At 62.4% G+C, this 16235-nt stretch carries 15 protein-coding genes and 1 pseudogene; 6 read left to right on the top strand and 10 right to left on the bottom strand.

What is annotated here, in order from left to right; translation table 11 throughout:
- Positions 1–147: 147 nt before the first annotated feature.
- The 5 genes from VXJ37_RS04270 to VXJ37_RS04250 all read right to left on the bottom strand — a co-directional run bounded on the left by VXJ37_RS04270 (position 148) and on the right by VXJ37_RS04250 (position 7644).
- Positions 148–819, bottom strand: a complete 672-nt coding sequence (locus tag VXJ37_RS04270; RefSeq protein WP_331321809.1) for a DUF1345 domain-containing protein — start codon at positions 817–819, stop codon at positions 148–150.
- Positions 820–1027: 208 nt separating this feature from the next.
- Complete coding sequence (locus VXJ37_RS04265) at positions 1028–2140, bottom strand: alkaline phosphatase family protein (RefSeq protein WP_331321807.1); 1113 nt, start codon at positions 2138–2140, stop codon at positions 1028–1030.
- A gap of 420 nt (positions 2141–2560) precedes the next feature.
- On the bottom strand, positions 2561–3997 hold the full coding sequence (locus VXJ37_RS04260; protein ID WP_331321825.1) for an alkaline phosphatase family protein: 1437 nt from the start codon (positions 3995–3997) through the stop codon (positions 2561–2563).
- A gap of 1034 nt (positions 3998–5031) precedes the next feature.
- Positions 5032–6585, bottom strand: coding sequence for an MFS transporter (locus VXJ37_RS04255; RefSeq protein WP_331321806.1), 1554 nt, complete (start codon positions 6583–6585; stop codon positions 5032–5034).
- Positions 6586–7314: 729 nt separating this feature from the next.
- Complete coding sequence (locus VXJ37_RS04250; RefSeq protein WP_331321805.1) at positions 7315–7644, bottom strand: hypothetical protein; 330 nt, start codon at positions 7642–7644, stop codon at positions 7315–7317.
- A gap of 286 nt (positions 7645–7930) precedes the next feature.
- Between VXJ37_RS04250 and VXJ37_RS04245 the strand changes: the two genes are divergently transcribed.
- The 4 genes and pseudogenes from VXJ37_RS04245 (at position 7931) to VXJ37_RS04230 (ending at position 10889) form a co-directional block, all read left to right on the top strand.
- A complete protein-coding gene (locus VXJ37_RS04245; protein WP_331321803.1) occupies positions 7931–8842 on the top strand; it encodes an NAD-dependent epimerase/dehydratase family protein in 912 nt (303 codons plus the stop codon).
- An 808-nt stretch (positions 8843–9650) separates the two neighbouring features.
- Positions 9651–9916: pseudogene (locus VXJ37_RS04240) on the top strand (ATP-binding cassette domain-containing protein); the annotation flags it as partial.
- Between the two features lie 117 nt (positions 9917–10033).
- On the top strand, positions 10034–10264 hold the full coding sequence (locus VXJ37_RS04235; RefSeq protein WP_331321801.1) for a hypothetical protein: 231 nt from the start codon (positions 10034–10036) through the stop codon (positions 10262–10264).
- Positions 10265–10643: 379 nt separating this feature from the next.
- Positions 10644–10889: a hypothetical protein gene (locus tag VXJ37_RS04230; protein WP_331321800.1), complete on the top strand. Its 246-nt coding sequence runs from the start codon at positions 10644–10646 to the stop codon at positions 10887–10889.
- 445 nt (positions 10890–11334) lie between these two features.
- Here the strand turns inward: VXJ37_RS04230 and VXJ37_RS04225 are convergent, their stop codons facing one another.
- From VXJ37_RS04225 to VXJ37_RS04205, 5 genes are all read right to left on the bottom strand, one after another.
- Complete coding sequence (locus VXJ37_RS04225; RefSeq protein ID WP_331321798.1) at positions 11335–11829, bottom strand: SRPBCC family protein; 495 nt, start codon at positions 11827–11829, stop codon at positions 11335–11337.
- Between the two features lie 51 nt (positions 11830–11880).
- Positions 11881–12273: a nuclear transport factor 2 family protein gene (locus VXJ37_RS04220; RefSeq protein WP_331321797.1), complete on the bottom strand. Its 393-nt coding sequence runs from the start codon at positions 12271–12273 to the stop codon at positions 11881–11883.
- A gap of 1 nt (position 12274) precedes the next feature.
- Entirely contained in the window at positions 12275–12634 is a 360-nt protein-coding gene (locus VXJ37_RS04215; RefSeq protein ID WP_331321796.1) for an SRPBCC domain-containing protein, read from the bottom strand.
- Complete coding sequence (locus VXJ37_RS04210; RefSeq protein WP_331321795.1) at positions 12624–12986, bottom strand: ArsR/SmtB family transcription factor; 363 nt, start codon at positions 12984–12986, stop codon at positions 12624–12626. The genes VXJ37_RS04215 and VXJ37_RS04210 overlap by 11 nt, the downstream gene beginning before the upstream one ends.
- A 184-nt stretch (positions 12987–13170) precedes the next feature.
- Positions 13171–13575, bottom strand: coding sequence for an Hpt domain-containing protein (locus VXJ37_RS04205; protein WP_331321794.1), 405 nt, complete (start codon positions 13573–13575; stop codon positions 13171–13173).
- Positions 13576–14748: 1173 nt separating this feature from the next.
- Here VXJ37_RS04205 and VXJ37_RS04200 point away from each other — a divergent pair.
- The gene (locus VXJ37_RS04200; protein ID WP_331321793.1) at positions 14749–15084 is read left to right on the top strand and encodes a YegP family protein; all 336 of its coding nucleotides are present in this window, start codon (positions 14749–14751) and stop codon (positions 15082–15084) included.
- A gap of 601 nt (positions 15085–15685) precedes the next feature.
- Positions 15686–15865, top strand: a complete 180-nt coding sequence (locus VXJ37_RS04195; RefSeq protein ID WP_331321792.1) for a hypothetical protein — start codon at positions 15686–15688, stop codon at positions 15863–15865.
- The last annotated feature ends 370 nt before the right edge of the window (positions 15866–16235 follow it).

Raw genomic sequence — 16235 nt, 5'->3', positions numbered from 1 at the left:
GGTCGTATTCGCGCCGGGCTTTTGGCTCTCTGCCTTGGGGCCACGCCGGAGCCGGGTGCGGAAGCTCACCGACAGATCCCTGACACGACTGGGCGTATGACCGCTGTCGGGGGCGGTAAACGGGCTGATGGCACCGGCTGGAGGGGTTTAGTGAGTCAGGCCGGAGACGAGGTTGATGGTGGTGGCCAGGACAATGGCGCCCAGGAGGTAGGACAGGAGCGCGTGGCGCAGGGCGGTGCTGCGGATCGCGTCGGTTTTCAGTTCGGTATCGCAGACCTGGAAGGTCATTCCGAGGGTGAAGGCCAGGTAGGCGAAATCGGCGTACCGGGGTGCTGTCTCCTCGTTAAAGTCCACGCCGGTACCGTCACGGTAGTAGATGGCGGCGTATCGCAGGGTATACAGGGTGTGGATCAGGAACCAGGACAGGGCGATGCTGCCGAACGCCATCGCCACGATGCCGTCTTTGGCCGGTCCTTGGGCGTTTGATGCGTCCACCAGGATCAGGGCCACCCCGGCGAAACTGGCGACTGTTGCGCTGAGGACCAGGGCGTCGAAGAAGACCCGGCCCGGGTCTTCCCTCCGGGCGTGGGCAGCTGTTGCCTCCGGGCCCAGGTGGCGTATGAAGCTCCACACCCAGATGAGGTAGATGGCCGATGCCGCCGCCCAGCCCATGGCCGGTGCGTAGGCCCAATGTCCTGTTGAACCCACCAGCACAGCAACGTTTAGGCCGATGCCCAGCATCACCAGCAGCCGGAGGCGGGAATGATGCGAACGGGAACTGTAGGCGGCTGCTTTTCCCGGGACGGCATCCAAATTCATGGCAAGATCCTCCCACGGCATCAGCACCCTTGAGCGATAAATACCCCTTTAGCGGTGACGAAGTGTCGATGCCGGTTGAAGAAAGTCTTCCTGAAAGGATGTTAGGTCGCATGCTTTCCTGAAGCTGCAAGGCCTCCGCCGCCGCTGCGCCGCGATAATTCCGGAACCACGCCGTCGTTCTTGCGGGCGGTCGAGCGCAGCTTTTTGTCTAGGGTGCGGATTGGTAGACGTCGTTGCTGAAGGCATGGACCCCGGGCTCGTTTGCGCCGGCGAGGTAGGGGAGTGAGAAGAAGTCTTCGATGCTGGCGAGCAGGCTGTAGTGGTTGTAGGGGTGGTCTGAGGTCGCGCCGGAGGCGGTGAAGGGGGAGATGATCAGTGCGCCGACTTGGCCTCCTTCTGTTCCTCCTGTGACGCCTGTTGAGGGGCCGACGGTGCCCCCGTCGGTTTCGTCGAAGGTGATCACGAGCATTCCGTCCTGCGCGAACGCGGGGGAGGCAAGGATTCCCGGGATGTTCTCGCGCAGCCAGGCATCTGCTGTTGCCAGGCCGCCGGGGGTGCTGTCGGCGCAGGGGTCGTCGTGTCCGTCGTGGCAGAGGTTAGGGGAGATGTAGGAAAGGTTGGGGGTGGTCGCGGCGGTCTTGAGGTCCTGCTGCAGGGCGGAGAGGTTGACGACGTTGTTCTCGCAGGCGGGTGTTGAGGTGATCGATGCGAAGTAGACGAACGGGTCATGGCGGGTCGCGTACTGGTCCCCGGGGGTGGCTTTCTGGTGTTCGTCCGCGCTGTCCAGGGGCGGGTGCTGGCAGGGGGTGGTCATGTCTTCCATGTACGCTTTCCAGGTTTTACCGGCGTCGGTGAGTTGGCCGGCGATGGTGGGAACGTTGTCGGGGTAGACGCAGCCGGTGCCCAGCAGCCTCCCCTGGGCATCTGTGCCTGATGACCTGAAGGGGGTGTAGTCCGGGCAGTCTTGTTCGGTGCTGCTGTTGGGCTGCTGGCCTGAGATCTGGGCCAGGTAGTTTGGCAGTGAGTCGTGGGCGATCCCGTAGTAATTGGTCAGCAGCACGCCCTGCTGCCGGAGGGTTCTCGAGAGGTACGGCGCGGCGGAGTCGCTGCCCCACACCTCGTTATAGCCCTTGTTTTCCAGGTTGATGACGAAGACGTGTCCTGGCGTACCGGCCCGTGCTGCCGGGGTCACGGCCTGGGAGGGTGCGCATCCGGTGATGACGGCCGCCAGCAGGGCCAGCATCAGGAACACTCCCGTGGGCTGCCGCCGCGGCAGACTCCTCGGTCTCCGTGGTGCCCGCGACAGTGGTGTCGTGTCCATGTGGCGCTCCCGGTGGCTGGGGTACAGGACTAGCCGATTCCGGTACTGTCGCACAGCGATCCAGACAGCCGGCCGGGTAGCGTCTGGGAGTTCACCATGAATCCGGTGCTGTTAGGGAGATCCCCCGCTTGGTGATGACTTCGACACGTGGCTCGACACAGGAGAGTCTCGCACCGTGAGTCTGGCTGACGCAGTGGGTATGAAAACAGCAGCGGCGTTGAGGGCAGCCCCCGTCCGGGCGGCCATCAACGCCGCGGACCCGGCTAATCCTCACGCGCGGGCACATGCCGCCGAAACTTGGCCGACTGCCTGGACTTTAGCGGTGTTTCAGCGCGCAGACCGTAGTGGCTGCTGATAGCGGCGGAGGGCTTTCTTCGGGGATATCGGAGGAAAGCCCTCCGCCGGAAGTCCGGGTGTGGGTCAGTGCCGGGGAAGGGGTTTGGTTCCCTCGATCTGCACTGCCTGGAGTTTGTTCGGGTCCAGGCCGAGGGTTGTGAGGATTGTGGGGGCGATCTGGGTGGTTTCTACGGTGCTGGTCACGGTGCGGGCCTTCTCGTTGTTGGCGCCGGAGATGACGAGGGGCACATCCCGGTCTTCGGGGGAGGCTCCGCCGTGTTCTGCGATTTTTGATTTGCCGCCGGTGTACACCACACCGGTCTGGGCGATGCCCAGGAGGTCCGGGTAGCGTGCGTCGCTGGTTTGCGTACCGAAGTAGTTGGCGACTTCGCTGCCTGCGTGTATCTTGCTGAGTCCGGACGTTGCGACCGTCCGGGGAGCGCTGTTGATGTCGTTGCCGGTGGCCGCATGGGAACCGAGGTAGTCCTTGGCGAACTGTGCAGCTGCCTGGGAGTGGTCGGAGAGCCAGAGCTGCATGATGTCGTCATCAGTGGAGAAAGCCACCAGGTCAGGGGACCCCGGGTGGACGGCCTTCCAGGCAGCATTGAGCCCGTCGATGATCGTGCTGTCGGGAACCCTGGTCAGTGCGGCGGGATCCATGGGTGACTGTCCGTGCTTCGCCGACAGAATGACGGTGGTGTCTTCGGCGTGCCCGGAGGCGGACAATGCTGATTCCATCTTCCCCACGAATGCGTCAACGTAGTCCAGGGCCTTGCTCAGCAGGGGGCCGGGCGCGGCGCCGCCGGAAAGGTAGCCGCCGGTGAGTCCGTCCGATGTCGGCAGCTTCTGGGCGGTGGAGACGGACTGGAAGTTCATACCGAAGATCGCCGGTACGGACGCGGATTTGGTTCCGGAGTGGTCTTTACCGTCGATTTCGTTCAGGACTGCCTGGAGTTTGTAGCCGTCGTATTGCTGGGTTGCGGCGTTGTCCTGCGTCCAGTCGCCGGTAAACGGTGCCGGTGCCTGGCTGTTGATTTCCGGCGTGAAGAGATCGTCGACTCCCTTACCGGAGGGTCCGTTGAGGATTTCATAGGCGGGATGCTTGTCAGACCACGCGGTACTCAGGCCAGCGCTTTTGGCGACTTCAAAGACGGTGTTGACCTTCAGATACTGGTGCGGGTACACGGGCTTGCACGTGCCGGGGTCAACGGGCAGGGCTGCCGGATTGAGCAGCGATCCGGGCTGGCCGGTCATGTTCATGACGCTGGCGGGCAGACCGGCCAGGCCCTGCCCGGCGTCGATTGCCAGCGGGTTCTTATCCGCGGCCTCAGTCATTGCGACCTCGGTCCCGGGGACGGCGTTCTTGCAGCCGGTGGTCCCCGCGGGCAGCAGTGCCCGGTTGAACGTATCGTCGTAGTAGATCCCGGTCGTTCCGGGGTTGCCGCCGGTGAGTTGCCCGACCATGCCGGGGAAGGGACGGGAGTCTGGGCATGGGTGTAGCTTGTGCCGTGGTCCACCAATGCGGCCAGCGCCGATTGTGGATGTGCCGCGACGTACCAGTCCAGGTCCTTCTGATGCAGGCCGTCCACCGAGAGCAGCAGGACGTGCTTGGACGCCTCCCTCCTGCCGTCCTGCCCGTCCTTGCCGTGCTGCCCGTCATCGGCCTGGGCCGGTACTACTGCAGCACTGGCTAACATGACCACGCCGAGGACCGCGGCTGCGGCAACCCCGCGCTTCTTTGCTGACTTCTTCAAAATATGACCCTTCGCCCAAGTGAAAACCGCGGAATGACTTGCTCCCCCGAGGATTCTTACCGACGAAGGGTCACTTCGGCTCCCGCTTCCGGACGCTCCGGCGGAAGGTTCATCCTGGTTTCAACCACACGTCATGAAATCTTCCGGAAATTCACAGGCTACGGATATTGCTTCCGCTTTCCGGGCACCACGAGAAGATCACGGAGGCGGTCTCCATCAAACGTCGCAACAGGTCCGCTGCTTGTCCAAGGTGGCTCGAAGAGCAGGGTTACTCCCGCACTAGCGGGTCGTGTGGCGTGGGGGCCCTCACATGGCAGTTTCTGGCAGGCCATAGGGGAACCGGCAATGACGACGACAGTCCTGGCGACCCATGCCGCAAACTTCCAGATCTGTTTCGGTGTGGGACGCCGTTTTATGGGCGGTGGGTCTCCCGTCCGCCGGTTGCACATCGCGTACTGATGGAAGGAAGGGATCTTTCCCCGCCAACCGACGGTCGGCAACTGCTTCACAGGACACTTCCTGGTCGAAGTGGGTGTTCTCCCACGCGGCATGGTCCAGGACCACTGCAGGGGGCGGCGCCTGTTGTATCTTTCATGACACCGTCCCGGTCCTTAGGCCTACCTGAGGTCCGCTTCAGTTCCAGGAAGCCCGCACGTGGCCGCAACGTCAACATTGCGGCCACTTTCTGCGCCAACGAAGTCACCGCCAAGTAGGCGCCGGTAACTGAAACGCGGCGCAGCAGGGGGTGGCGTCGGAAGATAGCCGAAGAGGCCGATGCTGGGACCCGTCAGTTAAGTCGAGTCAACGATGGCGCGGGATTAGTGTCCCGCCTCGTGTAGGGAGACTTTGCGGGGGGAGTGCGAAGACCAGAACGAAGGCGATGACGGCGAAGATGACGCTGGTACCGATGGCGCTGATGGCACCGTCCATAAAGGCGGCGATCAGCTCCGCTTTGCTGCGGACGGCGGGCAGATTGGCGACGCTGAACAGAACGCTGCCGATGACGGCGATTCCGATCGCGCTGCCAATGCGCTGCACGGTGGAAATGACACCACTGGCGGCTCCGGCCTCGCTGCTTTGGACGGTAGCAACGATGAACTGGGCGTTGGGTGCAATGAAGAGGCCATTACCAAGTCCTGCGAAGAACAGTGGTGCCATCAGCATCCAGAAGGTGAGGTCGATGCCGTCGACGTTTAGGAGGATGATCCAGATTGCTGTGAGGCCGAGGGTCACCAAAGCGGTGCCCAGGATCAGGACGGTGCGGCCAAGCCGTATCGACAGACGGTTGCTTTGCGCGGATCCGACGATGGAGCCGATTGCGAACGGCAGGGAGACGAGACCGGATTCAAGAGCCGTGTGGCCGAGGCCTGCCTGCCAAAGGAGGGAGATGGTGAAGAAAATGCTGGTGAACGCGGCGAAATAGACGAGTGCGAGGATTGTCCCGCCGGTGAAGGCCGGGTGGCTGAACAGGTGGGGTGGCACCAGGGGAGTTCTGCCGCGCTTTGAATTGAAGATTTCCCACATCGAAAACAGGACGATGAGCAGAACACCGGCACCAAGGACGAGGAATGTCCACGGCATCCAATTGACAGTCTGCCCTTCAATGAGGGGGACAAGGATGGCCACCAGTCCGCCGGTCAGCAGCAACAAGCCCAGCCAATCGACACCCCCGGACGGCCTTTGCGTGCTTTGATGGCCGGCATCCGCCAAGAGCCTCTTCCGGCCCGGAAGGAACACGACGGCCAGCGCGAGGGCGATGATGCCGACCGGAAGATTGACGCCGAAAACCAGGCGCCACCCGTTTGTTGAACCGAACCACTCGATGAGGAGACCGCCGACAATCGGACCCAGCGCGGTCGATACCCCAATCACGGCGCCCATAATGGCGAACGCCTTCCCCCTGACCCGGCCCGGGAAAAGAATCTGGATAAAGGCCGTGACGGCCGGCACGAAGATGCCGCCCGCCAACCCTTGAACAACTCTGGATGCAATCAGTTGCATGTCCGTTTGGGCCAAACCGCAAGCGAGACTTGCGACCGTAAACAGGACGAGCCCTGTAAAAAACACCCATTTGTGCCCGAACCGGTCGCCCAGTCGACCGGCAGGGATAAGCGCAAGACCAAAAGCGAGTGCATAGCCCGAAATAACCCAGGACAGCACGTCTTCCCCGGCCGGAGGATTACCGGCGCCGTTGACGTTATCCCGGATGGTCGGCAAAGCGACGTTCACGATCGTGGTGTCCAGCAGGGCCATGAACATCCCGATCAGCAGCACGGCCAGCGCGCGCCAGGCATGTGGAGATGCCTCCGGCGCTTCCGGGCCGCGGCTCCGGACCGGGGAATCAATATCTGACATCGGAGGCTCCTCAGCTTTCAACCGTTACATCCAGGATTTCCAGGGCGGCCGTACGAACACTTGGTTCAACATTCTCCTCCTTCGCCGGACGCCGCCCGTGGTGCCCGCAGCATTAGGGGTGTCATGCCGGGGATGCGACGAGCGAAAGCTCCGACGAACAAAACATCGGGCTTTGGACCCGCGATCCTTCACTCTTCCATACGACTCGCAGGGCGGCACCGTCGAGCCGATGACGTGTTTCGCTGCCCCGACCAAAGCCAGAAGCGCGGTAAGGGCGCCCTATTGCCCTGTGACCATCAACACTCCCACAATCAGGGTTCGCTTCCCCGAGGATTCTTGCCGGCAAAGGGTCACTTTGCCTTCTGCGTCCGGGCGCTGCGGAGGAAGGTTCACCCTGGTGTAAACGCCGCGTTATGAAACCTTCCGGAATTCACAGGCTACGGATATTGCTTGCGCTTCCGGGCACCATGAGAAGAACGGGACGCCTTGGGCGACCCGTCCGCAGAAACAACCACCCCGACACGAACAGATCAGACAGGCAACTCTGCCCTCAGAGGTCCCACGCGATGAGGCGAGGGCCATGACCCGACTCGGAGAGTCGCCAATCAGCGACGGCCGTTTACGGACTGTCACCCTGGCCGGATACCTCAATCGTGTGCCGCGGCGCAGTCTGCCGCATGTGAGGGCTGTAAGGATTTCGGGATGGTGGTCAGAGTTCGGCCTCGGTCTTCAGCCGTCGTGTAAACGTGCATTGGCCGGTTCTACATTGGTCCTGGCGAGCAGAGCCTCCACGACCTCGGCAACCAAGTCTTCCTTATCTCGGCGCCTGGCGTCCTCCATCTGGGCGACCTCCACGCGAGCGGCCTGCCAGGCAGACCAGTGCCCGGAGACCAAAGCCCACAGGGACAGTGCCGAGACGTAGACCACTGAGTCCAGCCAGCCCATCATCAGCGAGATCGGAATCATCAGGATCCAGATGATCGCAAGCCAGCCATTTACACGCCGCATAAAGACGGGGTCGCCCTGGACCATCGCCCAGAGACTCTTGATCGGGCCCACGCATCCTCCTTGGCGACTGACGGCCAAGCGGCCGTCCTCGGGGACAGTATCCAAGGGCGCTGGGAACACGCTGGGAGTCATGGGTCCCGTCACGTGTGGTGCCACTTTCAGTGTTGACGGTGGTGGGTCGGGTTGTCCTAGGACTGGGAGGACCACGCGCCAGCCTTGGCGTGCGGCTTAGGTTTGGTCTGGTGATGGCTGGCCCGATCAGCGTGGCCAGGATCCCTGCGGTGGTTCGCAGCCCGGTGCGGCTCGGAACAGTCGGACAATGTCGAGGAGAGTACGGATGAAAATTGCGGTGACGGGTGGAAGCGGCAAGCTGGGACGGCACGTGGTGCGGCACCTTGCAGAAGAGGGCCACCAGGTGCTGAACCTGGACCGGGCCGGTGAGCGAAGCCCCGCTCTCGTGGTGGTGGACCTGCGGGACTACGGCCAGGTTCTGGATGCGTTCCTCGGAGTGGACCGCCGGCACACGGGCTTTGATGCCGTCGTCCATCTGGGCGCGGTCCCCGCTCCCGGTCTCATGCCGGACGCAGCGACGTTTGAGAACAACATGCTCTCCACCTACAACGTGTTTCAGGCGGCCCGGCGGGCCGGGATCAAGAAGGTGGTGTACGCCTCCAGTGAGACTGTCCTGGGCACACCGTTCGATGTCGACCCGCCCTACATCCCGGTGGACGAGGAGTACCCGCCCCGGCCGGAAACCGCGTATTCGCTCGTGAAACGTCTTGAGGAGCAGCTGGCCATCGAGATGACGCGCTGGGACCCGGAGTTGAGCATTGTTGGGCTGCGGTTCTCCAACGTGATGGATCCGGAAGACTACGAAGCGTTTCCTTCCTTCGACGCCGATCCCATGCTGCGCAAATGGAACCTCTGGGGCTACATCGACGGCCGGGACGGCGCGCAGGCCGTACTCCGGGCACTGGAGAACGGCAAACCGGGGTTCGAGGCGTTCATCATGGCAAACGCGGACACGGTCATGAGCCGGTCCAGTGCAAGGCTCGCGGCGGAGGTCTACCCGAACGTGAAAGTGGTCAAGGATTTGGGCGAGCACGAGACCATGCTCTCCATCGACAAGGCGCGGCGACTGCTGGGTTTCGAACCACGACACACCTGGCGCACAAGCGACTCCAATTCGACCACGAACGAAGAAACCTCGAACAATTTCATGCGCTGGGCAACAACGGCGTCGTGGTGAACGGTAGCTGACTCGCCCACTGCTCCGAAGCCAGGGACCAGGTGGTGCTCGCGACCACGGCTACCCACATTCCTTAAGGGCCCCCATGGCTTCGGCCCCGAGTACATGGCAGGGGACCGAGACCCGGACGGCTGTTGTCGCCCAATGTCCCACCATGTTTTGCGAAGGATATTTCGGCTGTTGCTGGCTCCCTGGCTCAATTCCTTAGGAGGACTGGCCCGTTCAGGGGCCCTTGCTGCCAAGCTCCCGGGCTCGTTCCAGCGCCTGCTGCTGGCAGGCCTAGACGAGGTGTTCGCGCTGCCCTCTGCTGCGGTAGAGGTCACCTGACAAACGGAGCCCCCTACCGCTTCCTGCTAGCGGGCTTCATCAAAGAGCGGGGCGGCCGAACTGCAAGCCCGTGTCTTCTTTCGACCCTGTGTCAGCTATCTGTCTTCACAGCTCGTCGACTCCTTTGTCGAGGCATTCGTTGTCGAGGTCTGAGGTGATTCCAGCCATTTGGGTCCTGCCTTGCTCCCGCTCTCGGGAAGTCTGCTCTGGCAGCTTCCCGCTTGCGGAGAGGGCGTTGCGGGGTGTGGGCCGGCGGCGGTCTTGGCGGCGGCATCCTCGGTCTCATTGGATGCTCTCGCCGCCGGCCCTGTCCCCAATGGTAAGGTCCTGCCCCCAACGGCGGGATCTTGCCTTCAACGGTAAGGCCTGCGTCTAAACGCTGGCCAAGATTGGCCGCAGATTTCGCTCAAGACTTTCCCCTGACTACCCCAGACACCAGTCTGTCAGCGGCATATTCCCGGGCCGGAGTCAGGCTGATTTCATGACGTTGGGGTACGCGGCAGAGCCGCTTGTGCACATTCAGGACTTCCGGAGGGACTTCGGGGACACGACGGTCATCCGGGATCTGTCGTTTGATGTGCATGCGGGGGAGAGTTCGGGTTTCTGGGCAGTAACGGGTCTGGGAAGACCACGACGCTGCGGGCACTGCTCGATATTTACAGACCTACGGCGGGGGTCCTGCATGTTTGCGGGAAGGTTTTCGAGCCCAGCGATGGGTCACGACTGGCGGACTTTCCGCCCCAGCGAACTCGCTGCCAGATAGAACAAACACTTCGCAACGGGGATGACAGGTGCCGGGCTGCATGAAAAGAACAGGTAGTCCAGGGGATGGCCCCGGGTTTTGCCCGGGTGGGAAACTGAGGCGTGAGCATCCAACAGTGGTGGCCAAAGCTTCAGCCCTCCACACAGCAGTGGCTGGTGGACAACAACGGCGATGTCTCTCCCAATGGCATCATCCTGGAAATTATCGGCGCCGGCGGCCCACCGGTGGGGGATCCCTGGTGGGATGAAAGCGATGAAGCAGGTGGAGTGGTCCTCCCCGACGAAGCCATCGACTGGATCGACGCGACCGCCAACGACGAAGACCCAACGTAGCAGTCTCTTACAGCTCCGGGGGAAGCCCTGATGTGTGATTTCCGGCCGGGTGGATGATTGTCGCATGCAGCGAATTCCGGCTGGGTGGCGGCCTCTCTCCTCGTCACGATTGTCTTCGGAAGTGTGTACCTGACGTTGCAGCCTATTGGCAGTCAGGCCGTCAACGCCGCGCCGGCAGCTGGCGCCGCGGCGCAGGTCCAGAACATTGGCTTCGAAGCGCAACCGGGCCGCGGCTGGAACTGACCAAAGACAGCGGCATCTTTGTCATCGTCTACGGGCAAGACACTAAACCGGTCTCCACGACGGTGACGCTGCACGTGATGTTCCGGATCTTCCGGCCGGCGTCCTGGACACGACCCGTGCCGCAGGGACTGACACCGTGACCTGGCAGCCGGAGCGTGCCCTCAGGATGGCTCTCGTTACCCGGCAGGTCTCAGGCAAGGTAGTGGTTGCCGGTCAATCCCTGACGCCGTTCGAAAACATGGATAAATGGACCCAGCTCGTGCTGACAGCCGGCTGGCTCGGCAGCATGCTGGTCCTCGCCGCCTCCTGTGCCGTCAGTGCTTTAGTTTCCCGCCGGCGCAGGCCAAAACCCGGCTCTGACGGTGTTGGACACCACGCATGAACACTCCACGTGGCTGGCGCCTGTTGCACAGAGTCCGGTGAACCGTTGGCCCGCGCTGGATGCCCTGACTCCCGGTACGACGCATAGCCACCCGAACGCTTCCCCGGTCGACCCTCCACGGGGTCCTTTCTCTTGCTGCCAGGCACTGCCGCAGGGCTAGTGGGCGTAGGAACCAGGAGGTGTGCTTACCGACCCGACGCCCATTTCTTCCCTCACGCCTCATGGTCCTGGCCCCTGCTGGACCTCTGATGCTCAGTATGGGTTGGTGTGAATGTCCGTCGGAACCTGCCCAATGATCACTGGTGTGTGGCGGGCTCCGGACCCCACAGGTTTGCGCAGTGACAGGGGAATCCATCCAGCCCTGTTTCGCGTCGCTGGCGCAGGTTGCTGAGGAGTTGAACGTGAACCAAAGCCTCCTGCAGGGTCTCATCAGGCTCACGGTGGTTCAGGCGCGGTACTCCTCGCGCGATGTGTTGGCGAGGAGCGGCGCGCCCAGATATGCGGCCAGCCTGGTTCCGGCTTTGTCCATGATTTTGTGGTGGTTCCAGGCGAAGAGAGGGCGGAGTAGCGGTGCCGTCAGGTTCATCCATCGCCGGGTTGTGCGCACATGCCAGTAGTAGAGGGCGCTAGTCACGGCCCCTGTCTGGGAAAGCTCCCATCGGCCGGTTCCTTCCAGCTGCCCGGTGGATCTGGACTCAAGGAGCCGGGGCGGGTCCTGGCGCACGTTCTCAATGGTGAAGGACAGCGAGTACGGCAGCTTGCCTCTAATGGTGAATCGATAGGCTTTCCCCACCCCGTCATTGCCGCCGGGCGCAACCTGGGCGACCTTGGAGATATACGGGAACCAGTTGGTGTAGGTCCCCGGGTCCGAGACCGCCTCCCATACGGTTTCGATGGGTGCCTGCAGCTCCCAGCGGGTCAGGAACTTGTAATCAGTCATCCCAGCTCCTTACTAGCGCATCATTCCCGGTTGCTGACCCGTCAGGGGCGCTCAGGACCAGAAATCGGATACCTGGGCGGTGTCCTCCGTCATTTCCAGGGCTTCGGTCACTTTGCTGCCGGAGATGGTGAACACGATAACCGACCGCTGATCGAGGGACCTGCCGTTGCGTTCGGCGTGGTTGGACTGCACCCCGATCGTGTACCTGTCGCCTGCGGCGACATCCTCCAGGGTGAGCGTGAGGGTTCCTTGGGAGCGTGAAAACAGCTCCCCGAAGTACGCCAGGATTTCCCCGACGCCCTTCTTGTCTCCCGAGAGGCCCCCGGTTCCCCCGGTATGCCAGACGGCGTCTGCGGTAAACAGCTCGCGGAGGGTGTCCATGTCGCCAGTGATGAATGCATCATAGCCGCGCCGCACCAGTGCGACGTCTTCCTGTGCTCCCATTTCATGCACCTCTGTTATCGTTGTGGGAATTTGGCGAGGCCACCGTAAGCCCGGGGGCCGGGCTTGTCGAGAGGCGAACGTCCCAGGTTTGGAGGGATATCGACGCTGCTTCCGGCGTCGATAAGACCGCGTCCGTCGCGTAGGTGGCCCCGGTCGCGTCGTTGACGATGAGGGTCTTGAACGAACCTCCAGGGCGCAGATCGACCAGAATCGTCTCCACAGGTGCTCCTGCTCCAACCGGCGCCCAGAAGTGACTGAGATGCTCGGGTGTGGTGAAGCAATCAAAGACGAGTTCCTGAGGTGCGTCAAAAATCCTCGAGAAATGAAGACCGCCCGCCATTCCAGTGTCGTCACTGGCCATGCGTGGTTCCTCCGGAGCGTTTAGTGCCTTGGACGGTTTTGAGGTGGTCATCGAGTTTGCCGAGGCGCTCATCCCACACCCTGCGGTGCTCTTCAACCCAGTCTCCGACCTCCTTCAGCGCGGTCCGCTCCAGATGGCAGGGCCTGAATTGTGCATCCCGGGTCCTGGATATCAGGCCACTGGCTTCAAGTACTTTCAAGTGCTTCGAAACGGCCGGCAGAGTCATGGAGAACGGTTCAGCCAATTCCGACACCGTGGCGTCCCCCGCGGCAAGCCTCGAAAGAATGGCACGCCGCGTGGGATCGGCAAGCGCCGCAAACACAAGATCCAAACGGTCGGCCGCAACACTCATGACCCACATCCCATGGAATCATTTTACCATCCGGTTAATTAACCGGAAAGTTAAATGCAGATGATCGCGCCCTTCTTCTTGAGCTGCACGCGGATGCTTCTGGGGTCGGCTCCTCATTCAATCCTTGGATCAGCAGCCGGGAGATCAGCGGCCACTGCCGCCCGTTGAGATTGCCCACCGGGATTTACCCCCGCTCAGGGCACCTCCCTTGGTCGGCACGACGAGCCGTCCTGGCGCGAAGTTGGGCCTCGGCATGCTCGAGCAGGATGGGCGCGGCGGCAGTCAGGGCGTCAACGCTTTGTTGGAGGGCGGCGGCCTGTACCCTCGCACGCGTGAAGTTCCTGGCCGCGATAAATGGCAGGATTGTCGCGCAGTGCTCAGCAATGTCCGTTGCCCCTGCCATAAACGACGCCGTGTGCAGGCTAAGGACGGCATCAACCGACACCGCCGGCTCCCCGTCAGCCAGGTCGGCAAGGAGCCGGGACAGTCGAACCTGCTGCAAGCCGAAGAAATCGTTGAGGAATTGGAGCGCCAAAGCAGGTCCCCCGGTATCGTCGGCGATGTCCAGCAGGTGTTGCAGTTCGAGCACTGGGTTATCCCCGCTGACGCCCGACGGGGAAGAGGCTGAAGGGGCACGTTCAGCCCCCGCTGGTTCCAGCGCCTCCGCGGCTGCGGGTCGTTCTGTACAAAACATGTTGACAGTGGTCTTCAAGGGGATCCTCGTGAATTACGAGCGCCGCCAACGGACCCCAACCCGTTAAGGGGCAGGCGCTCTGCTTGACCTGACAAGGACACTCTTCTGGAAGAGGATCAAGCGGACGCATGGTGCAAATCAAGATTCCCTCAATATTGCACTGCGGGATATGGGGTTCGACCGCCCTCCCGAAGCCGGCGGTCCCTGTGAAAATCGGCCTCCCCATGCATTGAACCCCGATGGATAGCCCGGAAGGGCCCGAATTTGGAAAACCAGCATTCTGCCTACTAGTTTTGCTGTTGGCCAAAGCGCACGTTTCCCCCAATGTGCGGAGCAGCTGAAGGAGGGACCCTCGCGGATCGAGACAAGGACGCGGGGGTCTTTCACCATGTCCGCAAGACCTTTACGCCGGCCGCGTGAAAACTAACGGCCCGAGAGGCCTTTGGCCGCAAGGTTTCGTTCAGCATCCCGTTCCGGCGGGGCTTCTGTGGCAGATGAGTGCGTCAAATGCGGGACTTTTGCTTCGACGCCGTGCATTGACGTGATGCAGCATTCCAGTCCGGCCTCCCACGTGCCGGGCTACTGTTTTCACTGCGCAGCGACGCGCTCTGCCGGACGTGGCGAAACTCCGGCCAAATATCGGTTGGCCGAAGTTCCGTGAATAACCCTGCAGGGTCAACCTTGAGGTTGGCTGGGAACGAGTGGGGGAGCACGGTTCGCCCGAGACTTTGGCTTGACGCTGCAACCCGGCCGCACGCAACGCGTCGGCAGTTCCAAGAGCAGGGGCTCAGGCAGGGGATGCCGCCTGGTTGACTGCGCGGCGCGCTGAGGGCGGCTCGGGAAACTTCGTGGGGGAGTCCCCGAGGGTGGACCGAGAGCAGGGCATCACTTCTCCCGGTTGCCCCGGCGAACCCTTGCGCCGGTAGGAGTTCCTGCGAAAGACTCGTCGAACGCATGCTGAATTGATGGAAAATTGGAGCGGTAACACCACGAAAGCGCAGGCAGTGATGCCACGCGCACGGGCGGCAACGGCGCCGTCCCGGGGTCCCGCAGACCGAAAGGATCGCAATGGCAGGAATGTTCGAACTGTTTATCGACGCAGAATCAGCTTTCAGGTTCCGCCTGACAGCACCGGACGGCACCGTGATGGCAGTATCCAGGCCCTTCACCACCAAGACCGACGCCGTGGCAGGGATCGCCGCCGTCCGCGAGTACGCCGGCATGGGCCTGGTCGCCGACTCCTGCACGACCCTCAACGCAAGCGAACTTCGAGCCTACGGTGACCCGCCTGCTCCCACCGGCTCCCAGCCGGTTCCAAAAATGGACTTTCACGGGCCCGCCCGTGCGGTCCGCCGGGCCGTATCCGGACCGCGCCGGGCCGGGGCTATTCATAACCTTTCGTGAGGCTCAGGGCAGTGAACTGCTCCCCTTTCTGGCCGGCACTTTCGGCGCTTGAAATCGACCGTGGGAGTGCCACTTCCCGTCTTTCCGGGCTGCCCTTGAGGCTCCAGGTCGAGCGACCTTCGGCCGCTAGTTGGCCACCGTGGCTCTCGTAAATTCTCCAGCCCCTATTTGCCGTGAAGCCGGGGTCGGCGACCCGTAAGGAACGGGCTGTTCAACTGGAGGTGATTTCCCCAATCTTGCGATCGCGCCCTGCCGGATGCCAACGAGCGGTCCGTTCGTACTGAGGAGTAACATCTCGGGTCTTTCGACCCTAACCTGAAGCCCCGCGCGAGGTGGACTTTGAAATTGTGTATTCCACAGTGGTCAACCTGACTGCCGCGTATGGGGGCAGTTGCCATGACAGAGGCTCACTGTCCTGAGTGCGGCGCGCCGGTCATTCCCAGGACCTTGGAGAGGCACACCTTGGATGAGGGTCTCGAACTCGTGGAAGTCCCGCACCGCTGCAGCAACCCCACGTGCCCTTATCACGACGGGCCGTTCCCGTTCGGCGCCTTCAGGTTGCGGGACCTCAAGGAGTAGTCGGCCGCTCTATTCTTGACGCATGGGGACCTACCGGCTCGCATACACGAACGGCGCTGACATCACGATGTTTGATGCATCCGACACCGAGGAGGCCGTGACTCCTGCCGATGAGTTCGACAACCGCCACGGCAGCAGCGCGACCACCCTGTGGATCATGCAAGACGGCGGGAATTGGGCTGCTGTGGAGCGGATACGCTAAAGCGGCAGTGGCCCCCCCAAATGATCCACTGCCGCTGGGAAACGCCGTGCGCACACTGGGAAAGTCCTGGCGCTCATCCTAACCAACGGGTCTGACAAGCAGAAGACCCCGAGTCCTTGGGGGGTGGCTCGGGGTCTTGCTGGCCAATTCCAGACACCGGGGGATGGTGCGGTACTTGCCTCGAAAAGGCTACCGGTGAATACACCCTGCGCCAACATGCATATTCGCAGGCCGCGCCTGCAGGCGTGCAGACACTCATGTCTGGCTCGGGAGTGCCGGCGCTTCGGGTGGGGTAGTTGGGTATCCCGGTGAGCTCTGTCGTAGAGGCCGGAGCAGCGGATCGCCCTTGGCCACCACATACTTTCCGCGC

Origin of the sequence: Pseudarthrobacter phenanthrenivorans, assembly GCF_036455295.1 — a bacterium.
Lineage (GTDB): Bacteria > Actinomycetota > Actinomycetes > Actinomycetales > Micrococcaceae > Arthrobacter > Arthrobacter phenanthrenivorans_C.
Note: the sequence above shows the minus strand (reverse complement) of the source record. Positions and strands in the feature narration are given on the sequence as shown.

Excerpts from the sequence above, each read along its gene's own strand:
- VXJ37_RS04270 (WP_331321809.1), bottom strand. The coding sequence starts at position 819 with ATGAATTTGGATGCCGTCCCGGGAAAAGCAGCCGCCTACAGTTCCCGT.
- VXJ37_RS04265 (WP_331321807.1), bottom strand. The coding sequence starts at position 2,140 with ATGGACACGACACCACTGTCGCGGGCACCACGGAGACCGAGGAGTCTG.
- VXJ37_RS04255 (WP_331321806.1), bottom strand. The coding sequence starts at position 6,585 with ATGTCAGATATTGATTCCCCGGTCCGGAGCCGCGGCCCGGAAGCGCCG.
- VXJ37_RS04245 (WP_331321803.1), top strand. The coding sequence starts at position 7,931 with ATGAAAATTGCGGTGACGGGTGGAAGCGGCAAGCTGGGACGGCACGTG.
- VXJ37_RS04225 (WP_331321798.1), bottom strand. The coding sequence starts at position 11,829 with ATGACTGATTACAAGTTCCTGACCCGCTGGGAGCTGCAGGCACCCATC.
- VXJ37_RS04220 (WP_331321797.1), bottom strand. The coding sequence starts at position 12,273 with ATGGGAGCACAGGAAGACGTCGCACTGGTGCGGCGCGGCTATGATGCA.
- VXJ37_RS04215 (WP_331321796.1), bottom strand. The coding sequence starts at position 12,634 with ATGGCCAGTGACGACACTGGAATGGCGGGCGGTCTTCATTTCTCGAGG.
- VXJ37_RS04210 (WP_331321795.1), bottom strand. The coding sequence starts at position 12,986 with ATGAGTGTTGCGGCCGACCGTTTGGATCTTGTGTTTGCGGCGCTTGCC.
- VXJ37_RS04200 (WP_331321793.1), top strand. The coding sequence starts at position 14,749 with ATGGCAGGAATGTTCGAACTGTTTATCGACGCAGAATCAGCTTTCAGG.
- VXJ37_RS04195 (WP_331321792.1), top strand. The coding sequence starts at position 15,686 with ATGGGGACCTACCGGCTCGCATACACGAACGGCGCTGACATCACGATG.